Here is a 24,557-nt window from a genome sequence, read left to right as displayed (position 1 = left end):
AAAGGCAAAGTTACGTAAGCGACGGGCGGAGGGCGGAATATGAGCGGTTACGGGCCATTTTTGGCTCCATTTGCGGGCCGGTAAAACAAAACCGCCCCCGGCGCTGGCCGGGGGCGGTTGAGCATTCTTAAGCGCGCGAACGACGCTTATTATTTTACTACGTCAAACCAACCTTTCCAGCTTTCACCGTTGGGGCTGGTCATGTGGTAGTAGTAGGTGCCGGCGGGCACATCGGCGCCACCCCAGCCGTCCACATAGTTGGTTTGCTCATATACTTTGCGGCCCCAGCGGTTGAATACCTGCAGGGTAACCGGGTCGGTCGAGACGTATGGCCGGAACGTGTCGTTCAGGCCGTCACCGTTGGGAGTTAACACGTTGGGCAAGCCGAGGGTACGCACGGGCAGCGTCAGCGTTTCTTCGCAGCCGGTGCCGTACAGGGCCGTCAGGGTAGCTTGGTAGGGCTGTGGGCGGGCGGTGGTGTACACGTGCGTCGGGTTAATATCGGTGCTAACGGGCGTGCCGTCGCCGAAATCCCACCGGTAGCCGGTGGCGCCGGTAGTGGTGTTCACGAAGCTAATGGGCTGATTGACCAGATTGGGCGCGCTGACGGTGGCGCCAATCACGGGGCGGCTGGGCACCCGCAGTTCCACAGTAGCTTGGCCTGAGCAGCCGTTAGCATCGGTAGCCACCACGGTGTAGCGCGTAGTGGCCGTGGGCGTGGCCGTAACGCTAGCACCGCTGGTGCCGCTGAGACCGGTGGACGGGCTCCACACATATGTCGAACCCGGACCAAAATCCGGGGCTGTGAGGGTAGTGCTGGCACCGGGGCATACCTCACGGTCGGGGCCGGCCGTTACCACCAGCGGGGCACGCACGTTCACCACTACCGTGTCGTAACCAATGCAGTTGAGAGCCGAAGGGATATTCACCTGCACTACGTAACGCGTGGTTACCGTGGGAGTAGCCACTACTGTGCGGCCAGTGGTAGTGTTCAGGCCCGCAGCGGGCGACCAAGTGTAAGTGGCACGGTTGCCGGCATCGGCCACAGTAATCGTGGTGCTGTAACCGGGGCACACCGACTTATCGGGGCCGGCGGCCGCACGCGGCAGGCCCGAGACGCGCACCGTATCGGTGAACGTGACGCTCTGCACGCAGCTGGTCGAGTCGTACACTGTCAGGCGCACGGTGTACTTGCCAGCGCTGGTGTAGGTGACCGTCGAGGTGCCGGCCGAGGTAGAAGTCTGGCCATTGCCAAAATCCCAGATGAAGCCCGTGCCGGCCTGCGACTGGCGGTTGAAGTAGAAGCGGGCGGGAGCACACTGCTCACGGACGGCGAGCTGCGGGAACGTGGTTTGTACCGACGAAGGGAAGAAGCTGGCATCCAGCTGCAACACGTCCATTTTGAAGGCTGCGTTGTTGTAGCCACCGCCATTGGTGCGCGACCAGGCGTTGGGCGTGGTGGTAATTGGCCCATTGCCGGAGCCCGTGCACATCGACTGGTAAATAATGCCTTTTTTGTCGAAGCGCGAGGTGCCACCGTCCACGTGGCAGTTGCCGTTGCCGAAATACGTGCCATACACCAAGCGGCTGCCATCGCCCGACAGCTGCCCGATGTAGAAGTAAGCGCTGATGCTGTTGGAAGAGTTGCCGGAGCCACCGGTAGCCTGCAGCGCATCCGGCGTTACGGGCATGTTGCCCTGCGACGTCCAGCCCGAGACCATAATCTGCCCGCAGTTATCTACCAGAAACGCCGTGGGCGACATGTTGGCCCCTGGACTTGGCCCCGTACCCGGTCCGTTGCCAATGACAGTGGACATCAGACTGGTAGTCAGTTGCGAGTTGAGCTTCTGAATAAACTGGCGGCTGCCAGCGTTGGAATACGCCCCCGGGGATACCGGGTAGGCACCATACGTCTGGCCGTAGGTATACACTTCGCCGCGGGCGTTGAGCTGTACGAAATGCGCCTGGTCATAGCTGCCGGTGCCGATGTAGGTGCTACGCACCAAGTCGTTGCCAGCCGGCGTGATGCGCGATACGAAGCCGTCAGCATCGCCGCCCTGGTAACTGGTGTGAAAACCACCGCTGCTGGTGCCGGTGCCGGGGAAATTGCGGCTCGTAGTGCCGCCACTCACAAACACAGTGCCCACGCTGTCAATCTGCACGGAGTATGCCACGTCGGCCCCGTTGCCGCCCAGGTAGCTGCTCCACACCAGGCCAGTCAGGCCCGGGTTCAGCTTCACAATCACCCCATCGGAAGCGCCGCCCCCGCTGGTGAGCTGGAAGGAGTTGCTGGTGGGGAAGTTGTTCGAAGCGGTGGCCGAGGCCACGTAGATATTGTTGCTGCGGTCCACCGTGACGTCGCCGCGGTAAGCATCGCCGTAGTTTTCCCACAGCGGCGTCGAGGTAATCACGCGGCCATCGGTGCCGGTGCCTCCCAGGTAGGTCGAGCCTACCAGGGCCGAGCCGGCAGTATTCAGTTTGGTGATGACGATGTCAGAGTCGCCGCCGCCAAAGGTGCGACGATAGCCGGTGGCCGATACCGGATAGTCATTAGAACCGGTCGACCCCAGAATAATCAGGTTGTTGTTCCGGTCTACCACCAGGCTGTGGGGATGGTCGTCCTCGTTGCCGCCTACGTAAGTGGCATACACCCGGCTGGCTGCCCCGATAACCTGCCGGGGGTCGTACTTGATGATACCCATGTCGGTACCACTGTTGTGGTTCATCTGGAAGGCCCCCATCGTGGTAGGGTAACCGGTACCAAACACGGTACCCCCAGCGTAGAGGTTGCCCAGCGAGTCGTAAGTAGCTGTGTAGCCGTAGTTGTTCGACGAGTTGGTGTAGGAAGAATACACCAGCACCGGGTCAATTACCAGCGGCAGCGCTTTGTTGTAGCCCTTGGCCAGGCTGAACGTGATGGTGTTGCCCGCGCCCAGAGCGTATTCGCAGCTCACGCGCTGGCGCCGCCCGCCAATCAGCTGATACGCATAGGGGCGCTGCTCCACCACCGTGCCCACGCTCGTGCCGATGTGCAGCGCGCCGTTCACTACCTGCAGCTTGGTCTGGCCATTGTAGCGCAGCTTGATGAGCTTGGCATCGGCGCCGGGCGCCACTTCAAAATCGTACTCCAGCACGCGCTCCTTGCTGTAGAAATGCAGGTCGATACCGGGGTACAGCGCCTGGTAGCGCACATCGGCGAAGCCGGGCACTTCGCTGGCCCAACGGCTCTGGTCGTTGCCCAGAAAGAAGTTGCTGTAGCCGGCCAATTTGTTTTCGCCGCGCACACTGGCCTGCTGGTTGGCCCCCACGAAAGTAGTGGAGTAGGCGTGCGCCTTAACCATTTGCTTGGCTGGCACTTCGGCTGCGTGATGGTGCAGTTCTTCTACTTGTTTGCCATCGTAGAGGGCGTGCACCAGCCGGCCCTGTTCCAGAAACAAGCGGCCGCTGGGCACATCGGCGGCAAAAAGCACCGGCTTTTCCCACTGCTTCTGGTTGGCCACAAATTCGAGCGCGGATGCCTCGGCTGGCTGCACCACTTTGGGGGGCGTGCCCGCCACTGCGGCTACGGAAGTCATACACAGACTTCCTAATAAGGTAATTTTCTTCATAGGTTGTAAAAGAGATGAGCAAAAGTTTAAAACGTGCACAACAATAAGCAAAAAGCTTACCGTTGCAAACACTTTTCTGGTTTGAGATGAAATTTAAATGAGTTTTCACGCGCAGTCAATCGGCCGTCCACTCTTTTAAAATATTTAGTTGACTCAAATTCCACTAGGCGAAAAATCATTAAATTCAGGTAGTAATCAACGATTTTCACTTAATCTAGCCAAGCAGGCTCCCGTTCAGTAGGGCGCTTAGGTTCGATTGCCTCAGCGTAGCGATGTTCCGAAAAATAGCTCCACCCTAAAACCATAAAGTGCCCCCGACCAGTTGGTCGGGGGCACTTTCTGCGGCTTGCCGAACGAGCGAGGGCTAGCGAACCACTTCCACCCAGCCTTTCCAGCTGTCGCCGCTCGTGTTCACAATGTAGTAGTAGTAGGTTCCGGCGGCGGCATCGGCGCCCCAGCCGTCCACGTAGTTGGCGTTTTCATATACCAGACGCCCCCAGCGGTTGAAAACCTGAATTTTAACTGATTCCGTAGTCACAAAAGGGCGGAACGTATCGTTCTTGCCATCGTTGTTGGGCGTGATGATGTTGGGCAGCGCGAAGCCGCGCACCGTTACCGGTACCACAATGGTTTCTTCGCAGTTAGCCGCGCCATAAATGGCCGTCAAGCGGGCCTGGAAGGGCACCGGCGACACCGTGGTGTAGGTATGGGTAGGGTTAATGTCGGTACTGGGGGCACTGTTATCCCCAAAGTCCCAGCGGTAACTGGTAGCGCCGGTCGAGGTGTTGGTGAAAGTAACCGGCTCGTTGATAATGTTAGCCGCGCTGACGGTAGCCGCCAGCGTGGGCCGGGTGGCCACGTTCACCTGCACCGAGTCGCGGCCCTGGCAGCCGTACTGGTTTTCCACCACTACGCGGTAGCGGATGCTGGCCGACGGCTGCACGCTCACGCTTTGGCCGCTGAGCGTGGGCTGGCCGGGGGCCGTCCAGATGTAGCGGGCGTTGGGGCCAGCGCTGGGCACGCTGAGCGTCACGGACGAGCCCGGGCAGATGTCGCGGGCGGGACCGGCGGCTACCACCACGCGGTCAAGCACATGCACGGTCACGGTATCGGTCTCGGAGCAGCTGCCGGCGTTGGCGGGGGTGCTGGCCGTCACGGTATATTGCACGGTAGCAGCGGGCGTAATCGTAATGGCAGGGCCCGTCAGAGTAGGCAGGCCGGGCGCCGTCCAGGTGTAAATTACGTTTGGAGCTGCCGCATTCAGATTGTTGGCCGTAAGCGTAGTAGCCGAGCCGAAGCACACCAGCGCCCGCGAGGCCGGCGTTACCTGCGGCCGCGGCACGGCGTACACCACTACCGTGTCGACAGTTGTGCGGCTCTGGCCGCAGCCGTTGCTATTGGTCACGGTGAGGCGCACGGGGTAGCGGCCAGGCGCGGAGTAGGTAGCCGTGGCGTTATTGGCCAGCGTCGAAGTCTGGCCGTTGCCAAAGTCCCACAGCACGCCCGTGCCCACTACGGCGGGCCGGTTGAAGAAGAACTGGGCCGGCGCGCACTGCGAAGCCTGGCGCGTGCTGGCAGTGGCCGTCAGCGCGGGCACGAAGCTGGCATCCAGCGGCTCATTCAATACGCGTACCGTCACCGTATCGGTGGCCGAGCAGCCGCCCGCGCCACCCGGGGTGGCGAGCGTCACGGTGTATTTGGTGGTTGCGGTGGGCTGCACTGTGATGGTAGCGCCCGTTTGGGTGGGCTGGCCGGGGGCAGTCCAGGTGTAGGATACGTTGGGAGTACCGGCAGCTATATTGCTGGCAGACAGCGTAGCGGGATTGCCAATACAGATGGTTTGGCGCGAGCTGACCGCTACCCGGGGGGCGGGCACCGGGTACACCACCACGGTATCGATAGTAGTTACGCTTGGCAGGCAGCCATTGGTGTCAAACACCGTCAGGCTTACCGCGTAGCGTCCCGGGCTCGTGTAGGTAGTCGTGGCATTATTGGTTTGCGTGGAGGTCTGCCCATTACCAAAGTTCCACAGCACGCTGGTGCCCGTCGTTGAGGGACGGTTGAAGTAGAACTGGGCCGGAGAGCATAGGTCGGCCTGGCGCGTGGTGCTGGTGGCAGTAATGGCCGGTATAAAATTGGCATTCAGCTGCAGTACGTCAATTTTGAAAGCCCCATTATTGTAAGAGCCAGTGCCTTTGGTGCGCGACCAGGCATTGGGAGTAGTCTGGATAGCCCCGCTGCCCGTCCCCACGCACATGGCTTGGTAGATAACGCCCGACTTGTCGAAGCGCGAGGTTCCGCCATCGGCGTGGCAGCTGCCGTTGCCGAAATACGTGCCGTACACCAGCGTCTGGGCGTTGGCCGACAGCTGCATGATGTAGTGGTTGTCGCCCGAGGGGCCCGTTGCCTGGATAGCCCCGGCCGTTACGGGCAGGCCCGCAATCGTGCTTTCGCCCAGCGAAGTACCACCCCAGCCCGCGATGATAATCTGCCCGCAGTTATCCACCAAAAAGGCCGTGGGCGACAAACAATGGCTACCCGAAGCGCGCCCGCCGTTGCCTACCACGGTAGAGAAAACACTGGTCGTCAACGTCGGATTCAGCTTGTGGATAAACTGACGGCTGTTGGCGTTGGTATAAATGCCCGCCGAAACGGGATAGGCCCCCAGGGTCTGGCCGTAGGCATACACTTCGCCGCGCTTGTTCAGCTGCAGCAGATACGCCTGGTCGTAAGCCGAAGTACCCAGGTAGGTAGTGCGTACCAGGGCCGAGCCATCGGGAGCAATACGCGCCACGAAGCCATCAGTTCCGCCCTGGCTGGTAGCATGGTAGGCACCCGTAGTGCCGGGCAGGTTGGTACTGGTGGTGCCGCCGCTCACAAACACGTTGTTGATGCTGTCGAGCTGCACCGAGTAAACGGCATCGAGGCCCGAACCGCCGAGGTATGAGCTCCAGACCACGCTGGTCAGCGTGGCATTGAATTTCGACACCACGCCGTCGGCACCGCCCCCGCCCGAGGTGCGCTGGAAGGCCCCTACGGTAGTAGGATAGTTGGTCGACTGCGTGATAGCGGCGAGGTAGATGTTGTTGTTCCGGTCGATGGTAATATCGCCCCGGTAGGCATCACCATAGTTCTGGTTTAGCGTCCCGGATACCTGGCCATCAGCCGCAGTACCGCCGAAATAGGTGGAACCCACCAGCGCCGCGCCGGCAGGGTTCAGCTTGGTTATGGTGATATCTGACGCCCCTGAGCGGGTAGTGGCAATGGCGCCGGTGGTGGTCGGGAAATTCGCCGAGCTGGTGGTACCCAGAATGATGAGGTTGTTGTTGCCATCTACCACTAGGCTGTGCGGGTGGTCATCGGAGCCCCCGCCCAGGTATGTCGCGTACACCCGGCTGGCGGGCCCGGTAGCCGCGTTGGGGTTAAACTTCATGATGCCAATATCCTGCACCCCGGCAAACGTAGTGCTGTAAGCTCCTACCGTAGTGGGGTAACCAGCGCTGAACACCGTGCCGCCCGAGTACAGGTTGCCGGCGGCATCGTAGGTAGCGGTATAGCCGTAGTTGTTAGCGCTTGAGCCCGTGTAGGTAGCATACGACAATACGGGGTCAATGACTAGCGGCAGGGCTTTATTATACCCCTTGGGCAGGCTGAAGCGCACCGTGTTCCCACTGCCGATAGCATACTCACACGCAATTTTAATCCGCTTTCCATCAACCAGCTGGTAAGCGTAAGGCCGCTGCTCTACCACCGTACCTACGCTCGTGCCGATGTGCAGCGCGCCATCTACCAGGCGCAGGCTGGTTTGGCCATCGTAGCGCAGGGCGATGCGGCCGGCATCGGCGCCGGCCTTCACTTCGAAGTCGTACTCCAAAGCCAGCTCCTTGCTGTAAAAATGCAGGTCAATGCCCGGGTACAGTGCGGCATAGCGCACTTCGCCGTAGCCGGGCACGTTGCTGGCCCAACGGTTTTTATCATTCCCCAGAAAGTAGTTGCTGTAGCCGGGCAGCTGGCTTTCCCCTCCCACCCGCGCCTGCGGATTGGCACCCACAAACGTAGTAGCGTAGGCGTGGGCCTTGATGGACTGCCGGGTCGAAACCTCCCCCTTATGGTGGTGCAGCTCGTCGATTTGTCTGGCATCGTAGAGCGACTGCAGCAGGCGGCCACGCTCCAGGTACAGCCGCCCGCCCGGCACATCGGCCGCAAATAGCACGGGCTTTTCCCACTGCCGTTGGTTAGCCACAAATTCGACGGTCGGGCTTGGGGCCGGCCCCACCACCGTGGGCGTGTTTGCCAAGGCCGGAATTGCTACCAGGCCGAAACCTAGCTGCAAAAGGGTATTCATTCGCATAAGCGTTAGGAAATGATGTTAATTTTTAAAATTTTAACTTAAAAAAAGAAAACCAGCTGCAAGGATAAGCAAAAAGCTCACCACCACAGCTGGTTTTCGTCGAAAAGGTTCCTTTTCTTACTATTCCGGCAAAATCAGGCCGAAAGACCTATAGTTTTTCAAACACGCGACGGAAGCTCACCGCCTCACCGATGTAAGTCCGCAACTCGCTGATGGGCATCCGCGTCTGCTCGCGCGAGTCGCGGTGACGGACGGTCACGGTGTCATCTTCCAGCGTCTGACCATCTACCACGATGCAAAACGGGGTACCGATGAGGTCCTGCCGGGTGTAGCGCTTGCCGATGGCGTCGCGCTCCTCCGTCACCACCCGGAAGTCGAAGCGTAGCGCGTCGAAGATTTCCTGGGCCTTCTCGGGCATGCCGTCCTTGCGCACCAGCGGGAAAATGGCGGCCTTAATGGGCGCCACGGCCGGGTGCAGCTTCAGGAAAGTGCGGGTTTTGGTTTGCTGAGCTTCGCCCTCCCCTTCCGTGATGGTTTCTTCCTGGAAAGCCTCGCAGAGCGTGGCCAGGAACAGGCGGTCGGCGCCCACTGAGGTTTCGACCACGTAGGGCACGTAGTTGCCGTAGGGCTTGCCGGTGGCGGGGTCCACGTCGTTGTCGAAGTACTGCTGCTTCTTACGGCTAAGCTCCTGATGCTGGGTCAGGTCGAAGTCGGAGCGCGAGTGAATGCCCTCGATTTCCTTGAAGCCGAAGGGGAACTCAAACTCGATATCGACGGCGGCTTTGGCGTAGTGGGCCAGCTTGTCGTGGTCGTGGAAGCGCAGCTTGCTGGCGGGCAGGCCAATGGCCTCGTGGAAGCGGCGGCGGGCGGCTTTCCAGGTGTCGTACCACTCGCCTTCGGTGCCAGGGCGCACGAAGAACTGCATCTCCATCTGCTCGAACTCGCGCATCCGGAAGATGAACTGCCGGGCCACGATTTCATTGCGGAAAGCTTTGCCAATCTGGGCGATGCCGAACGGGATTTTCATCCGCGCCGACTTCTGCACGTTCAGGAAGTTCACGAAAATGCCCTGGGCGGTTTCGGGGCGCAGGTACACGGGCGGCGCGTCGGAGTCCACGGCCGAGCCCTGGGTGCTGAACATGAGGTTGAACTGCCGCACGTCGGTCCACTTGCAGGTGCCCGACACGGCGCACTTGATGTTTTCGCGGATGATGAGCTCTTTCACGCCGGCGAGGTCATTCTCGGTCAGCAGGCGGCCCATTTCGGCCGTCAGGGCAGCGCCGCGGGCGGGGTCGCCGGCGTTTTCGTACTCGGCGGCCTTTTCTTCGAGCAGCACGTCGGCGCGGTAGCGCTTCTTGCTGTCGAGATTGTCAATCATGGGGTCGTTGAAACCCGCGACGTGGCCCGAGGCCACCCAGGTGCGCGGCTCCATGAAGATGGCGGCGTCGAGGCCCACCACGTTGCCGTGCAGCTGGGTCATGGCTTCCCACCACAGGCGCTTGAGGTTGTTCTTGAGCTCCACGCCGTTGGGGCCGTAGTCGTACACGGCGGCCAGGCCGTCGTAAATCTCCGAGGACTGGAACACGAAGCCGTATTCCTTGGCGTGGGCGACGATGTCTTTAAGCTGGGTTGTTTCGATTCCGGGGTTCATAGGCACAAAGATAGACCCGCGCCGAACGGGTTTTCCACATCTTTTCCACCAGTTCAGCCGCTTTACCGTACGCAGGCACAATTTCGGATTATCGATTGCCAGTCGTTAGTTTACTGAAAATAAAACCCCTACCCCCCGTGGTCACAATTCCTTAACACGGCCTAGCCCGGCAATAGTCCTACCTTTGAGGCTGCATTACATCTAAATTTCCCCCAAAACCCGCTCTATATGTTTGGCTTGGAGCCGCACGTTTTACTGCTACTGGGCATCTGCCTGCTTGCAGCCTGTGCGTTTGAATTCGTCAACGGCTTTCACGACACGGCCAACGCCGTGGCGACCGTTATTTACACCAACACGCTGCGGCCCTGGGCCGCCGTGGTCTGGTCGGCTTTCTGGAACTTCATCGGCGTCTTCGCTGGTGGCATCGCGGTGGCCATGGGCATCGTGTACCTGCTGCCGGTGGAAAGCCTGGTGGACCAGAACGTGTACCACGGCATTGCTATGGTGGGCGCGCTCATCGTGGGCGCCATCATCTGGAATGTAGGCACCTGGTACTATGGCCTGCCGTCGTCCAGCTCGCACGCGCTTATCGGCTCGATTCTGGGCGTGGGCATTGCCTTCTCGCTGCTGCCGGGCACCAACGCGGCGGCTGTGAACTGGAGCAAGGCCGGCGAAACCGGCATTGCGCTGCTGGTGGGACCGCTGCTGGGCTTCTCGTTCACCATCCTGATGATGTTCATGCTCAAGCGCTTCGTGAAGAACAAATCCATCTTCAAGGAGCCGCACAAGCGCAAGCCGCCACCCCTCTGGATTCGCCTCATCCTCATTGCCACCTGCACGCTGGTGAGCTTCTTCCACGGCTCGAATGACGGGCAGAAGGGCGTGGGCCTCATCATGCTCATCCTCATCGGCATCGTGCCGGTGCATTTTGCGCTCGACAACAAGCTCAACCCGCTCGACCTGCGCGAGTCGCTGGGCAAGGTGGAGTACGTGATGAGCCGCGTGAACGTCAACGAGCTGAGCCCGAACGACCAGCAGATGCTGACGGACATCAAAACCCAGACCAACGACCTCGACCGCATCTTCGCCGGCAAAACCTCGGTGAACCAGCTGCCGCAGCAGGCGCGCTTCGATATTCGCCGCGACATCCTGCTGCTCGGCAACCGCGCCAAGAAGCTCATGGCGAGCGAAAAGCTCAGCCTCAGCACCGCCGACCGCGCCACCTACGAGGCGTCGATGAAGGACATGAAGAAATTCACCGACTACGCGCCCTGGTGGGTGCTGCTCATCGTGAGCCTGTCGCTGGCCTGCGGCACCATGATTGGCTGGCAGCGCATCGTGAAAACCATCGGCGAGCGCATCGGCAAGGAACACCTGACCTACGCACAGGGCGCCTCCTCCGAGCTGGTGGCGGCGGCCATGATTGGCGTGAGCACTGGCTTCGGCCTGCCGTCCTCTACTACGCACGTGCTGTCGTCGGCCATCGCCGGCTCGATGGTGGCCAACCGCGGCGTGAAAAACCTGAACCCCCAAATGGTGCGCAACATCGCCCTGGCCTGGGTGCTCACGCTGCCCGTGACGATGGTGCTGTCGGGCGGCTTATTTCTGCTTTTCCGCACTATTCTCGACTAAGCGCAGCCCCGCTGAAAACTAAAAAAGGCCGCCCCGATGGGCGGCCTTTTTCGTTTTGCTAAGCAATGGTTAGCAATGGGGCTTAAACGGCTAAAAAGCGGTTTAAACGGCCTTTTAGCCCGGCTTATCCACTTATCCACACGGAAAACGGCGGATTTTGTGGATAACTCCGGCTTACTTAGGCCACTGCACTTCGAGGTTATCGTCGATGAAAACGCCGAAATTGACGAACTGCAGCTCGCCTTCTTCGAAGTACAAATCAATCATGCCCTTCTCGTAGGAGAGGCGCACGGCGCCCTCTTCCATCGTCTCGATTTCGGCTTCCTTCTGGCCGTGGCGGGCCATGAGAGACTTGATTTCTTCGAGGCCCACACCGTAGATGGGCTCGCCGAAGAGGCGCATGCCGGGGTTGTCGGTTTCGATGCACGAGAGGCGGAAATCGTCCTCGCGGTCGAAGTAGAGCGAGAGCAGGTATTCGTCTTCGTGGTAGTTCCAGGCCTGGTGCTCGAACTCGTCGTCGTCTTCCGATTCCTCGATTTCCTCGGGCTCGCCCACGAGGGTTCGCACCTCGTCCATAGTGGCGCCGAACCGCAGCGGCCCCATGCCGATGCCCAGGATGATGTCGTTTTCCTCGATGCTGGAGGGTTGGGTTGGGTTCATTTTATTGAGCTATTGAAGGGTAATGGGCAAAAGTAGTTGCTTAATGGTTAATGATTAATGGTGAATGGTTGATAAGTGGGGATAAGTCGAGCCGGCGTGGGGAAAACCAGCGGCCTCCCCACTCATTAACCATTCACCATTAATCATTAACCATTACTTTCCGTATTTCTCCTGGAAGGCGGCTTTCTGCTTCACATATTCCGGGTGCACCTTGGCTTCGTCCCACTTTTTTTTGAAAATGGCGGCGGCTTCCACCTTATCCACATCGGGGTGGGTGGTGCGGGGGAGCTCGGCGCGGCCGTGGGCGCCGCTCTGGCCTTTTTTGTCGGCGGGCACGGGGCCGGCGTATTTTTTGCCGCCCTTGTGGTTGGCGTAGCGCCGGGCCCGGGTGAAGCCCATTTGCAGGAATTTGCGGGCCATGTCGGCCCCCACGAAATCGTGGTCCTTCAAATACGCCTCAAACAGGCCGTAAATCGTCGCCGAGGACTCCCGGGCCGCCGCGGCGTCCTTGAAGCGCCAGTGCGGCAAAATTTCGCCCTTGTAGGGCTGCACCAGCAGCACGCCCTGCTCGCCGATGCCCACGCGGTACAGCTCGGGGTGCTCCCGGAAATTGACGGTGTGGAAATCGAGGGTGTAATCGAACGGCATGGCGAGGGGCTTTTTTTCGGCGCAGCGGATTTTATACGCGGCGCCCCGGAAGGCGGCTTGAAAATTTCGGCCGGCCCATCAATTCTGGTTTGGCAGATTCAGAAAGCTTTTCGGCCGGGAAATCCTTTTTTGAATTTCCCCCGAGAAAAACCCTTGAATCGGGTTTTCCCCCAACTTAATTTTTTGTTGAAATCTTTTTTTAAAATCTCTTTTTGTTTTCCACCCATTAGGTCGGTTGATAAGTGGACAACCCTTGCAGCTTATCCACAGCGGGGATAACCTGGGGGAAACATCGGGGTTATGCACCCCCTATCCACAGGCATTGTGGAAAATAGTGTGCTGAAAAACAGAGTTTAAAATCGTTTTTCAACATGTCCCCACGCTTTCCACAAATCCACAATTCACACGTTTCCCCCATTGTGAACACCCGTTCTGCGAGGAGAAACTTATCCACGCTTATCCCCCGGCCAATTACCCTGTGCTGGCTGCCGCCGGGCCAAAAAAACTTTCCCCCGACTTATCCCCGCGCTGCCCACATGTTTCCCCCAGGTTATCCCCGCATTTCTCCCCAAGCCGAAATCCCTGTGGAAAAGCCGGTGGAAAACGCGTGAATTACCGGTGGATTACGGGCAAAAAAGGCCCTCAGTAACTGGAAACGCCGAAAAGTTATCCACTCGCCTGGCCCCAAGGCGTCTGCCTGCCCGCCGACAGCCCAGGCATCGCGTCGCCCGCAGCAGCGGTCGCGCCGGATGGGCCCCGACGCTCGTCGCTACCGTCCCGATACGCGTCGCCGACGTCCCGATGCCCGTCGCGGGCGTCCCGATGCCCGTCGCAGGCGTCCCGATACCCGTCGCGGGCTTCCCGAGTCACGTCGCCGACATCCCGACTCCCGTCGCGGCCGTCCCGACCCGCGCGCCGGGCTTCCCGATACCCGTCGCGTCCACCCCGACTCGCGTCAGGAACTCCGTTGGCCGTCGCCAACGAAAAAGCCCCGCTAGCGGCTGCCAGCGGGGCTTTTTAGCTAATTCAGGGAAATTAAAAGCTCAGCTTCTCCTCCACTTCCCAGTTGGCGCGCAGCTGCAGGGGCTTGGGGGCGAGGTACACCGGCTCGGCGGGCACGAGCAGGTTGGGGTCGCCGCCGTTCCAGCGGCCGTCGCCGTTGCGGTCGATGAGCACGCGCAGGCGGTAGGCGCCGGGCGTCACGTTTTCGAACTTGTAGCGGCCCTTGGGCGAGCGCAGGCTTTGCACTGGGTTAAGCTTATCGTCAAGCAGTTGGAGCTCGAAGTTTTTTTCCTGCGTGACGATGGGGCCCGACAAGGTGCCCGTGGGCGCTTCCTCCGACAGCGTCAGCCGCAGCGGCTTCAGCCCCAGCGACTGCCCGGTAATGGCCACGACGGCCGTACTGTCGAGCATGAGGTCAATCCGGTCCTTGGCCAGCGTGTTGAGCTGCACCGTCAGCAAGGTGCGGTCGGCGCTGAAAGTGCCGTCGGCGGGCAAGCGAAGCAGGCGGCGCTTCACCGAGTCTTCCACCAGCGTGCCGAAAGGCTGGCCCGCCGCCAGCCGCACCGGCACCGCGAACTTGAATTTGACCTGGCCCTGGCGGTACACGGTTTTGGGGCTGCCCTCTACCGCGTAGAGCGCCCCGGCGGCCACTTTCTTGGCCGTGGCCGCCGGCACCGGGAAGCGCAGGTTGAGGGTGTCGCGCACTACGTTGCCGGTGCTGTCGGCAGCCGTGAAGAGGTAGCGCCCATCGGTCACGGTCGGCGTTTTGAAAATCAGAACCGTCTTGCCTTTGTCGGTGATGGCCACGGCTTCGTTCACGGCGGCGCTGTCGGCCGCCGGCGGCAGGCGGTTCAGGCTGGCGCGCTGCACGCCTTCGTTCACGCTAATGCGCAGCACGTTGGGGCCGGGCTGCTGGCCGGTGGCCTGGGGCGGCCGGCGGTCGGGGCGGGTGAGCAGCAGCGGCACGGTAGGTACCACCGAGTCGCCACGGATGCTGACGGGTTCGGGCAGGTAGGCAATTTGCTCGCCGTCGTCGTAGCGGCCATTCTGGTTTTTGTCGGTCCAGGCGTAGAGCTTGTAGCGGCCGGTGCGCAGGAAGTTGAGCTGGTACTGGCCCTTTTTGTCGGTGCGCGTTAGGTAGTAGGGCTTGGCCTTGCGCACGCCGGCCGTGTCGGTCTCGCGGTAGAGGCCGATGGTCGCATCCTCCGCGGGCTGGCCCAGCAGTGGGTTGGTCACGGTGCCCTTCACCGCGCCCGAGTCGAGCACGGCACCGGTGCTGAAGCTCACAGAAGCATTTTTGGCGGGCAGGCTCTCAGTCACGTCCACGATGCCTTCCCGGAAATTGAAGGAATAAGTGGTGTTCGCGTCCAGCGGCTTGTCGAAAAGCAGCGTCACGGAGTTGCGGTCTTCGCGCAGCTTGTAAGGATTATCGGCCGGCAGCTGCGGGGTGATGAGCAGGTTTTTCTGCAGGTCCTTGGTTTGGATGTACTCCGAAAACACCATGCGCACGAAGCGCTGGCTCACGTTGCGGGCCGCACTATCGGGCGAGCTGCTGATGCGGCGCGGCGGCGTGGTGTCACGCGGGCCGCCGGTGGGCGGGGCCACGGCGGCGCAGCCCTCCAGCAGAGCAACGGAAGCAAGAAACACCAGCAGGTCAGCGCGAACGGACATTATAAAGCAAAAAAGTTGTAAGCGTAAGCACTACGATAACCGCGGCAATGCGAATCGTCAGCGGCCGGGTGAGTTTCTCCGTCGGTTCCGTTGGCGAGGCTAGTATTACCCGCGCCGTATCCGGCACCAGCCCGGTCACGGTCTTCTTCAAGGTATCCGCCACCGTCGCCGGTACGGGCACTTCAATCGGCATGGGCGGCGACACGGGCGTGAGCTGGGCCCGGGCGGGGAGCATCAGCAGCCCCAGGCCCAGCACCAGCCCGCACCGCATCCGCGCCCGCCGCATCAGGCCGCCGGGGTAGCGGCCGGCCGCCGCCGGGCCACGTAAATCAAGCTCGAATACTGCCCCTCGTGCTGCGCCGCGTACTGGTTCGACTTGTAGCCAGCTTTGAAAACTGCCAGCGGCCCGCCCGCCCGCTCGCCCCGCTGCTTCTCGCTGAGCATGCTCACATAGTAAGCGTCCAGCGCCATCGGCAGGGTTTTTTCGACTACCATCTTGTGCTTTTTGAGCAACTGGGTCATGGTTTTCGGCACGAAATGGTAGAGATGCCGGGGCACGTCGTAGGCTGCCCAGTGCTCGCGGTAGTGCTGCGCATCAAGGCTCTCCGCATTGGGCACCGCGATGAGGAGCACGCCGTCCGGCTTCAGTAGAGTCACCAACTGCGTCAGCGTTTCATTGAGCGTGTGCACATGCTCCAGCACGTGCCACAGCGTAATGGCATCGAACGAGCCGGCCTCAAACGAGGCCAGGCTCTCCTGCCCTACCGGCTGCCCCAGGCGCTGCGAAGCTTCTTCGCGGGCGCGGGCATTGGGCTCCAGCCCTGCCACCTGCCAGCCGTTGTTCTTTGCCGCCACCAGAAAGTGCCCCGTGCCGCAGCCGTAATCAAGCATTTTACCCCGACGCGGCGCCAATTTATTCAGCAGCGCCACCTTACGGCGCATCGTGAAAAACCGCGCCACCTTGTAGGCCTGATTGATAAAGCCCTGCGCCGCACTGTTGTGCGACACGTAGGCGTCCGACTCGTAGTAGCGCCCAATGTCGGCCGCCGCCGGCCGCGGGTTGGTAAACTGGAAGCTGCACGCCGCGCACTGCACGATGGCAAAGCTCTCTTGGCTCACCGTGTAATCCTGCACTACCAGCTTGTTTTTAAACTCCGTTTTGCCGCAAACCGGGCAGTGGTCCAATCGTTCGTAAGACACTCGTTTTGAATTATGAGTTTTGAATTATGAGTTTCGAATCAGGCTACGAGGCGGCAAGTTCGCCAACTCTCAACGCATAATTCAAAACCCCTAACTCACCTTCCCAGGTATACCATCAGCACCGACACGTCGGCCGGCGAGATGCCGCTGATGCGGCTGGCCTGCCCCAGCGTTTCGGGCTGAATTTTGAGCAATTTCTCCCGCGCCTCGTGGCTGAGCGCCGGCATTGCGCCATAGTCGAGCCGGCCGCGGATGGTGAATCCTTCCAGTTCCTGCATGCGGGCGGCCTGCTGCTGCTCCTTCACCAGGTAGGTTTCGTATTTGATGTTGATGACGGCCTGCTCCAGCGCCTCGGGGTGGAAGTCGGCCAGGGCCTCGGCCAGTGCGGGTAGGGCGCGGCGCAGGTCGGCCAGCTCCACGTTGGGGCGGCGCAGCAGGTTCACGGCGCGGGTTTTCTCGTGGATTTCGGCCGAGCCCAGCTCCGTCAGCAGCGGGTTGATGTCGGCGATTTCGACGGGGAAATTCTTCAGCAGCTCGGTGGCGGCGGCGGCTTGCTGTTCCTTCTCTTGCACGCGGGCCAGCCGCTCGTCGGAGGCCAGGCCCAGGGCATGGGCCAAGGGCGTCAGGCGCAGGTCGGCGTTGTCCTGGCGCAGCAGCAGGCGGTGCTCGGCCCGGCTCGTGAACATGCGGTAGGGCTCGTCGGTCCCTTTGTTTACTAGGTCATCAATGAGCACGCCGATGTAGGCCTCGCTGCGTTTCAGCACGAAGGGCTCCTTGCCGTGCACCTTGTTGTGGGCGTTGATGCCGGCCATGAGGCCCTGGCAGGCGGCCTCTTCGTAGCCGGTCGTGCCATTTATCTGCCCGGCAAAGTAGAGGTTCTGCACCGGCTTGGTTTCCAGCGTCAGGGCCAGCTGCGTGGGCGGGAAAAAGTCGTACTCGATGGCATAGCCGGGCCGGAACATCTTGGCCCGCTCGAAGCCCGCGATTTCGCGCAGGGCGCGGTACTGCACGTCCTCGGGCAGCGAGCTCGAAAAGCCGTTCACGTACACTTCCACCGTGCTCCAGCCCTCCGGCTCCACGAAAATCTGGTGCCGGTCCTTATCAGCGAAGCGGTTGATTTTGTCCTCCACGCTCGGGCAGTAGCGCGGCCCCAGCCCCTTGATGCGGCCCTGGAACATGGGCGACTTCTCGAAGCCCTCGCGCAGGATATCGTGCACCCGCTCGTTGGTGTAGGTGATGTAGCACGGCCGCTGTTGCACCAGCCGCGGCGTGTCGAGGTACGAGAATTTGCTCGGCTCGGCGTCGCCGCTCTGCTCCTCCATTTTGGAATAATCGAGGCTGCGGCCGTCCACGCGGGGCGGGGTGCCGGTTTTCATGCGCCCGGCTTCGAAGCCCAACTCTTTCAGCTGCTCCGTGAGGCCGGTGCTGCCCTTCTCGGCCGCCCGGCCACCGCCAAAGTTCTTCTCGCCGATGTGAATCAAACCATTGAGGAAAGTACCATTCGTCAGCACCACCGATTTGCCCCGAAACTCGATGCCGAGCTGCGTTTTCACGCCCACACAAACACCGTTTTCCACCAGCAGACCGGTCACGGCTTCCTGCCAGAAGTCTACGTTGGCAATGCCTTCTAGGGTCAGCCGCCAGTCTTCGGCGAAGCGCATGCGGTCGCTTTGGGCGCGCGGGCTCCACATGGCGGGGCCCTTCGAGCGGTTCAGCATCCGAAATTGAATCATGGTGCGGTCGGTGATGAGGCCCGACTGCCCGCCCAACGCGTCAATCTCGCGCACAATCTGGCCTTTAGCCACGCCGCCCATGGCGGGGTTGCACGACATCTGGGCGATGGTGTTCATGTTCATCGTCACCAGCAGCACCTTCGAGCCCAGGTTGGCGGCGGCGGCGGCGGCTTCGCAGCCCGCGTGCCCCGCTCCTACTACAATAACGTCGTATTCTTCCTGTTGAAACATAGTGTGGTAAGCTGTGGCAGGCCGTAAAAAGTTCGCTGGCCCGTCAAGCAACTGAGTATAATTCACAAAAATACGAAAGCCCGAGCCGATACAACGTGTAGGAGTGGGGCTTGCCTCCGCCCGCCGGGGCTGTGTCGATTATCTGCTTATTACCAAGCGTTCTGATAGCCGGGCGGGGGCGAGCCCCGCCCCTACTCCACCCGAAACCCCGGCGGCGCATAATCCCGCAGCAGCTCCGCCGACTGCTCCGCCACCGCCTTCCACGAAAACGGCAGCCAATACTGGCGCACGCAGTCAAACATCTCCGTGGCCACCGGGCAGGCAAACAGCTTATAGTCAAACTTCGGCACGCCCTGCACCAGATAACCGGGATAATAAAACGCCAGCTCCTGCTGCCGTGCATAGTCGATTTTCAGCAGCATCAAACACTTGCCCAGACTGTACTTGCGGTAAGCCGGGTCGTAAAAATTCATGATGCCGGCCAGCGTGCGCGCCCCGCAGTCAAAAATGCCCACGGCAATTAGCTTGCCCGCATCGCGTACTTCAATAACTTTGGTGTCAAATACATTATGCGTGCTATCAACTTCCAGCAGGAACGCCGCCACAGTAGGCGGCGCGTCGAAATCCATGCTACGGCGGTAGTCGGCGTAAAGCGCCTCGTATTCCTCCGTGAGTTGAAACGTGCGGTAAATCAGTTGAAACCGCTGCACCGAGCGCAACAGCCGGCGCTGCTCGGGACCGTACTGCACCTCGGCCAGACGCAGGCGCAGCCAATGCACCGTGTGCAGCCGCCCTTCGATGGGCAGAAACTGGCAGGTAAATAAATCCTGCTGCATGCGGTAGTAACCCCGCCCCAGGTAAAAATCCAGCATTTCGCCGCCGATGAAAGCGGGATTCGGAACAGCGGCCATGCTACAAAATCAGCTCACGGCAATGGATTTCTGCAGGCATACACTGTTGTCGTCGCCCGCGTATTGCCCGAAGTTAGAGATGTGAGCGTAGCCGCTTTTCTCATACAGCCGAATGGCTTCCGGCTGACGCTTACCCGTTTCGAGCACGCAGCTGTTGTAGCCCTCCTGCTGCGCCCACTGCTCCAGTTCCCGCAATACGGCTTGAGCGATGCCCTGCCCGCGCCGCTCCGGCCGCACGAACATGCGCTTGATTTCCACCGTGCCCGGCTCGTATTCCTTGAAGGCGCCGCAGCCCACGGGCTGACCGTCTGCGTAGGCCACTACGGCGTGTTTGATGTTGGTAATCTGATTGAACTGAGCGTAAAAGGCGTGGTCATCGCCATCGAGCACCCGTAGGTACTGGTCGAGCAAGACGACCAAGGCGCGAAAATCAACGTTTTCGGAGGAAGTACGAAGGAGTTGGAGCATAAGGCAGAACGTTTTACAAAATCGGCCGTCGCTTCAATTCCTTCAGCACCGCCCGGTGCAAAAATAAAAGCCGCCGCCGAACATGCGTCCGGCGGCGGCTTTCAGTAGAGAAATAGCTTAGAAAGTTCTAAGCGAGAGGCAGTAATCCTCCTTCTTGCGCATGGCCGTCTGGGCCAGCAAATCTTTGTCGTGGTAGCCCAACAGGTGCAGCACGCCGTGAATCATCACGCGGTGCAGCTCATCGCGGAACGAATGGCCTAACTCCTTGGCATTCTCGGCGACGCGCTCCACGCTGATGAAGATGTCGCCTTCGAGAATGTCCGAGTCGTCGGCGTTGTCGAAGGTGATGACGTCGGTGAGCGTGTCGTGGTCGAGGTACTCCACGTTGAGCTTGTGCAGGTATTCATCGGAGCAGAAGATGTACGTGAGCTGCACAATCTTATGCTCGTGGACGGCCGCGATGCGCTCAATCCAGGCAATGAGGTCTTCGGCGTCGCCGAGGGCAAACTCGGGCACGTCCTCCACCATGAACTCGATGCCGGGGGCCTCGTGGTGCAGGCCCTCGGGCGGAAAAGCGTCGTGGTGGGGAGGGTTGCTCATTGACTTAAGCGGCAAGCTGGTCGGTGGTGGTTTCTTCGTCGGCCGGGGCGGGCGCGAGCTGGAACGTCAGCTCCACCTTGCGGCCTTCCTTGCTGAATTCTACCTCATCGGCCAGATGGCGAATGAGAAAAATGCCGCGGCCACCGGGATTTTCGAGGTTTTCGGGAGCCGTGGGGTCGTCCAGGTTATCAAAGTTGAAGCCTGCGCCCTCGTCTTCAATCTCAAATTTGAGCACTTGGGGCTCCACGTAGAGCGACAGATACACGTTCTTGTCCTTGTCGAACTTGTTGCCGTGGCGAATGGCGTTGTTCACCGCTTCGGTCACGGCCACCATGATGTTGCCGTAGATATCGTCCTCAATCTGAAAGGTATCCTTGGAGTTGTCGATAAAGCTTTCGACGACGCGGATATTCTCAACGAGCGACGGAATCTGAATTTTTACCTGCTTCATAAGGTGTTTGGGTGAGGAAGGGCAGCTACAGTTCGGGCGGCAAAAGTAGGAATTTGCGGGGCAATGTGGGCGAAACATGAAAATCGGCTGAGAGAAACGGCCCCGGATTTCATACTTCGCTCGCCACTACAACGCTATTTCATCTTCTGAAAGTATTCGCCGACCTCGCGCTGGTAGTAGGGCGTGAGCGTCGGAGGAGTGGTACGCAACAGTTCGGTCTGGCGTTCTTTCGAGGCCTTGTATTTATCGAATGCGGGCGGAAAAACCGGCGGCTTATTCTGGGCCGCCTGCGCCTCGCGCTTGGTATCCTGGTCGCGCTCGCGGGCCGATTTCTCAACTTCCAGCATGCGCGTCAGAATCTGCTGCTGGCGCAGGATGGTTTCCTCCGTCAGCCGCTTGTTTACGAGGTCGGTTTCGGTTTGTTCCATCAATTTTTTAAGCTCGCCGGTGCCGCCACCACCCTGCTCGCCCTTACCGTCTTTGTTGCCCGGCTGGCCTTCCTTGCCCTCGTTGCCGTTGCGGCCGCCGCTGCTCTGGCCCTCGCCACCGGGCTTACCGCCGCCGGGCTTGCTGCCGCCCGGCTGCATCTTGTCCATCTGCTGCATGGCCTGGCGCAGCATCTGCTGCTGGGCGGCCATCTTAGCTAGCTCCTGCGACATCGCCCGGCCCGTTTTGCCGCTCTTGGAGAGCTGCTGAATCTGGTCGTTGAGCTGCTTTTGCAGCTGGCTCATGTTGCCGGGGCCGGGGCTGTTGCCGGGGCCTTTGCCCTTGCCTTTGCCCTTTTTCTTGCCGGGCTTGCCGTTGCCGTCCTTTGGCTGGCCCTTGCCTTCCTGAGCGTCCTGCTGCATCTGCTGCAAGGAGCTTTGCAGCATCAGCGCCAGGTTGTTGATACTGGTCATGGCCTGCTGCTGCGAGGCGGTGGCGCGGGGCACGTCGCGCTGCTTGATGTCGGTCATGGATTGCTCCATGCGGCCGTTCATCTCGCCTACCTCGCGGGTCACGAAGCTCTGAATTTTCGGCTCCCGCTTAGCCAGCGCGTATAAGGAGTCCTGGATAATCTGGGCGTCGTCGCGCAGCTTGCGCTGCGTTTGGCCCAATTGCACGAAGCGCGGGTCGGCCTGGTCTACCTGGCGGAAGTCCTTCATCAGCTTCTCCTGGTCGAAGCTTAGCGTCAGGAGGTTGTCCAGGATGTCGCGCAGGTCGTCGATGTTCTGCTGAGCCTGGTCGCTTTCCTGGTCGCTCATCTGGTCGCGCATTTTCTGCGCCATCTTTTTCATGCGCGAGGCGGCGCTTTGCTGCTTGCTGCCGGCCTTTTTGTTCTGGTTTTTGCTTAAGCTCTGCTGGCTTTCCTGCATGTCCTGGTCGGTCTGCTCCTGCTCGGGCTTCTGCTCGTCCATGCCGTTCTGGTTGTCGAGTTCCTTATCCATCTGCTTGAGGTCGGCCAGCTCCTTTTTCAGGTCCTCGAATTCCTTTTGCAGCTCGGCCTGCTCTTTTTTGAGCTCCTCATTCTTGGCCTTCTGGTCCTGGTTCGAGGCTTTGTTGTCGGGATTGTCCTTATCGTTCTTCTCGGTTTGCTCGGCCAGCTTTTCTTCCTTCTGGGCTAGCTCATCGAGCTTGTTGGCGGTGGCTTCGGCCTTTTGCTCCAGCTGCATCTGCTTGAACATTTCGAGGGCCCGGTCCAACTCCTTTTGCAAGGTATTCTCCTTGTTTTCGAGCTGTTGCAGCAGCTTCTGCATCTCGGCGTCGGGCTGCTTCTGCTCTTCCATCAGCTTTTTCAGCTTCTCGTAGAGCTTCTTGGTTTCGGGGTCCAGAATGTCGTTCATGAGCTTTTTCAGCTCCTCGGCCTTCTTCGCCAACTCCTCGCTTTTGGGGTCGAGCTGGTTCTGCTTGTCCTGCAGCTGCTCAAACATCTTTTGCATCTGCTGCACCTGCTGGTCAAGCTGCGCCTTTTGTTCCAGCATGTTTTCCAGCTGCTTGCGGTCCTGAAAGCTCATTTCCCGCTTGGTCTTCATCTTCTCCTGCGCCTTGGCCAGCTCACGCTCCAGCTTCTCGCTTTGCTTAGCGGCCTGGCTCATCTGGCTGGCTACCGACTGCGCCTGCGCATTCATTTCCTGCCGTAGCTCATTGCGACTAGGCAAGCGGAACTCGGCCGGGCGCGTGCGGCTGCTCTTCGGCCCGTGAATGCCGTCGTTGTCCCAGGCCTCCACGTAGTATTCCACGCGGTCGCCGGGCCGCAAGTTCAGCGCAGCGAGGTTCCAAGTGTAAGAATAAGTGCCATCCGAGCCGGTGGGCAGTGCCAGTGCCCGCTGGCCACTGGCTCCAACCTGCTGGTTGCGGCCGCGCTTCACGGTGTAGCGTAGCGCCAGTCGCGTTAGTCCATAATCATCACGCACGGTGCCGCCGAGGCCCAGATACCGCAGGCTAGCCGTGTCGGAGAAGGTTTCCAGCGTCAGCGCCGGGGCCAAATCGGGCACGGCAGTCAACTGGTAAGTAATCGGGTCGCGGTTAAGGCTAGCCGGGTTTTTCAGACGCAGCAGATAAGGCTGCGAGCGCAGCACCCGGCGCTCGGCCACGAAAGCATCATCATCGCCAGTAGCAGCCAGCGTTTCGTCGGGGTTTTGGAATACCAGCGCCAGCTCGTCGGTGGCGGCGGTGGCAAATTCCCAGCGCACCGTGCTGCCTTCCGGCACGGTCAGGTTGCCGCCGTTTTCGATGGTTTCGGTAGGCTTACCGGTGTAATTCGGATAGGTAATCTGCACCTTAAAGTCGCGCAGATTAGGCCGTTCCAGCACCGTAAGGCGGTATTCGGGCGAGCTAAAGCCCGCGCCTTGCAGCTGAAATTTCACATCCCCCTGCGGCTGCTCGAACACGTAGCGAAACTCATCGCCGCGCCCGGCTACCTTGCTCAGCCGCCGCGTGCCGCCATCGAAGGCAATGCTCATCTCGGCTGGCAGCGCATTACCCGCCACGCCCACATCCAAGGTAAAATCCTCGCCGCGAAACGCCGTCAGCTTCGGATTTTTAATCAAAAACTGGAACGGCGCGGGTGGCGAGTAGGTGCGCTGGTAGTGCCAGATGCGCTCGGTGCCCTGCCGCAAAAAACTCGGGAAAATGGCCAGCAGTCCCAGCAGCAGCACCAGCGGCACGGCGGCATATTTCCACAGCGGCTTGCTCTGCTGTTGAATATCAATGCCCTCGGCAAACGAAAACTTGCCCAGCTGCGCTGCCCGCTGCTCCAGACTAGCCGCGATGAGCGCATTATCCCGCGCCTGCCCTTGCAGCTGCAGGGCATTCAGCAGCCGGTCCTGCACTTCCGGAAACAGCTCCCCTACCCGGCGGGCGGCCTGCTCGTCGTCCAGCAGCCGGCGTAGATTCGTCAGCGCCGCCAGCGGCTGCCAAATCCAGCGCACGAAGCTGTACGCCAGCACGCCCAGGAAGCCGAACAGCAGTACGGCCCGCACCGCCGTGGGCAGGTACAGGAAATATTCGAGCAGGTTAAAAACCAGGAACAGGCTGAGCAGCAACCCACCCGCCACCAGCCCACCCCGCACGAGCAGGTTCAGGTAAAATTTACGCTTGAAGGCTTCCAGCTCCGTCCGCACCCGGCTCAGGGCCGGATACTCGCTTGCCGGAGCCATCCGCTCCATCACAACAGCCATAAGTTGAGTCTTAATCAAGCAAGATACATCAGCCCGGCGGGCTTGGTTCGGCAGTAGCGCGGACTTTGTAGTCCGCGAGTC

At 60.4% G+C, this 24,557-nt stretch carries 15 protein-coding genes; 2 read left to right on the top strand and 13 right to left on the bottom strand.

What is annotated here, in order from left to right:
• Positions 1-149 precede the first annotated feature (149 nt).
• The 3 genes from Q5H93_RS00190 to Q5H93_RS00180 form a co-directional block, all read right to left on the bottom strand.
• Positions 150-3,608 carry a DUF7948 domain-containing protein gene (locus Q5H93_RS00190; protein WP_305004448.1) on the bottom strand — a complete coding sequence of 1,153 codons (3,459 nt, stop codon included), beginning with the start codon at positions 3,606-3,608 and terminating at the stop codon, positions 150-152.
• A gap of 364 nt (positions 3,609-3,972) precedes the next feature.
• Positions 3,973-7,953, bottom strand: coding sequence for a DUF7948 domain-containing protein (locus Q5H93_RS00185; protein WP_305004447.1), 3,981 nt, complete (start codon positions 7,951-7,953; stop codon positions 3,973-3,975).
• A gap of 154 nt (positions 7,954-8,107) precedes the next feature.
• Positions 8,108-9,610, bottom strand: a complete 1,503-nt coding sequence (locus Q5H93_RS00180) for a glycine--tRNA ligase (RefSeq protein WP_305004446.1) — start codon at positions 9,608-9,610, stop codon at positions 8,108-8,110.
• A 228-nt stretch (positions 9,611-9,838) separates the two neighbouring features.
• Here Q5H93_RS00180 and Q5H93_RS00175 point away from each other — a divergent pair, with 228 nt between their 5' ends.
• Positions 9,839-11,242, top strand: a complete 1,404-nt coding sequence (locus tag Q5H93_RS00175) for an inorganic phosphate transporter (RefSeq protein WP_305004445.1) — start codon at positions 9,839-9,841, stop codon at positions 11,240-11,242.
• Between the two features lie 174 nt (positions 11,243-11,416).
• Here Q5H93_RS00175 and Q5H93_RS00170 read toward each other — a convergent pair whose 3' ends face one another.
• The 3 genes from Q5H93_RS00170 to Q5H93_RS00160 form a co-directional block, all read right to left on the bottom strand.
• Positions 11,417-11,902, bottom strand: a complete 486-nt coding sequence (locus Q5H93_RS00170; protein ID WP_305004444.1) for a hypothetical protein — start codon at positions 11,900-11,902, stop codon at positions 11,417-11,419.
• A 153-nt stretch (positions 11,903-12,055) separates the two neighbouring features.
• Positions 12,056-12,550: a DUF4385 domain-containing protein gene (locus Q5H93_RS00165; protein ID WP_305004443.1), complete on the bottom strand. Its 495-nt coding sequence runs from the start codon at positions 12,548-12,550 to the stop codon at positions 12,056-12,058.
• A gap of 1,035 nt (positions 12,551-13,585) precedes the next feature.
• Positions 13,586-15,223, bottom strand: a complete 1,638-nt coding sequence (locus Q5H93_RS00160; RefSeq protein WP_305004442.1) for an Ig-like domain-containing domain — start codon at positions 15,221-15,223, stop codon at positions 13,586-13,588.
• A gap of 47 nt (positions 15,224-15,270) precedes the next feature.
• On the opposite strand from Q5H93_RS00160, the gene Q5H93_RS00155 reads away from it, so the two are divergent.
• Positions 15,271-15,525: a hypothetical protein gene (locus Q5H93_RS00155; RefSeq protein ID WP_305004441.1), complete on the top strand. Its 255-nt coding sequence runs from the start codon at positions 15,271-15,273 to the stop codon at positions 15,523-15,525.
• Here Q5H93_RS00155 and Q5H93_RS00150 read toward each other — a convergent pair.
• The 7 genes from Q5H93_RS00150 to Q5H93_RS00120 all read right to left on the bottom strand — a co-directional run bounded on the left by Q5H93_RS00150 (position 15,509) and on the right by Q5H93_RS00120 (position 24,476).
• Positions 15,509-16,423: a class I SAM-dependent methyltransferase gene (locus Q5H93_RS00150; protein WP_305004440.1), complete on the bottom strand. Its 915-nt coding sequence runs from the start codon at positions 16,421-16,423 to the stop codon at positions 15,509-15,511. The two genes, Q5H93_RS00155 and Q5H93_RS00150, sit on opposite strands and share 17 nt — an antisense overlap.
• A gap of 95 nt (positions 16,424-16,518) precedes the next feature.
• Positions 16,519-18,387 carry a tRNA uridine-5-carboxymethylaminomethyl(34) synthesis enzyme MnmG gene (mnmG, locus tag Q5H93_RS00145; RefSeq protein WP_305004439.1) on the bottom strand — a complete coding sequence of 623 codons (1,869 nt, stop codon included), beginning with the start codon at positions 18,385-18,387 and terminating at the stop codon, positions 16,519-16,521.
• Positions 18,388-18,578: 191 nt separating this feature from the next.
• Entirely contained in the window at positions 18,579-19,298 is a 720-nt protein-coding gene (locus tag Q5H93_RS00140; RefSeq protein WP_305004438.1) for a GNAT family N-acetyltransferase, read from the bottom strand.
• Between the two features lie 9 nt (positions 19,299-19,307).
• On the bottom strand, positions 19,308-19,766 hold the full coding sequence (locus Q5H93_RS00135; RefSeq protein ID WP_305004437.1) for a GNAT family N-acetyltransferase: 459 nt from the start codon (positions 19,764-19,766) through the stop codon (positions 19,308-19,310).
• Between the two features lie 117 nt (positions 19,767-19,883).
• Positions 19,884-20,366, bottom strand: coding sequence for an rRNA maturation RNase YbeY (gene ybeY / locus Q5H93_RS00130; protein WP_305004436.1), 483 nt, complete (start codon positions 20,364-20,366; stop codon positions 19,884-19,886).
• 4 nt (positions 20,367-20,370) lie between these two features.
• Positions 20,371-20,817, bottom strand: a complete 447-nt coding sequence (locus tag Q5H93_RS00125; protein WP_305004435.1) for an ATP-binding protein — start codon at positions 20,815-20,817, stop codon at positions 20,371-20,373.
• 134 nt (positions 20,818-20,951) lie between these two features.
• Positions 20,952-24,476, bottom strand: coding sequence for a DUF4175 family protein (locus tag Q5H93_RS00120; RefSeq protein WP_305004434.1), 3,525 nt, complete (start codon positions 24,474-24,476; stop codon positions 20,952-20,954).
• Between the last annotated feature and the right edge of the window lie 81 nt (positions 24,477-24,557).

The organism is Hymenobacter aranciens, assembly GCF_030580865.1.
Lineage (GTDB): Bacteria > Bacteroidota > Bacteroidia > Cytophagales > Hymenobacteraceae > Hymenobacter > Hymenobacter aranciens.
This window is presented reverse-complemented; position numbering and strand designations above follow the sequence as displayed.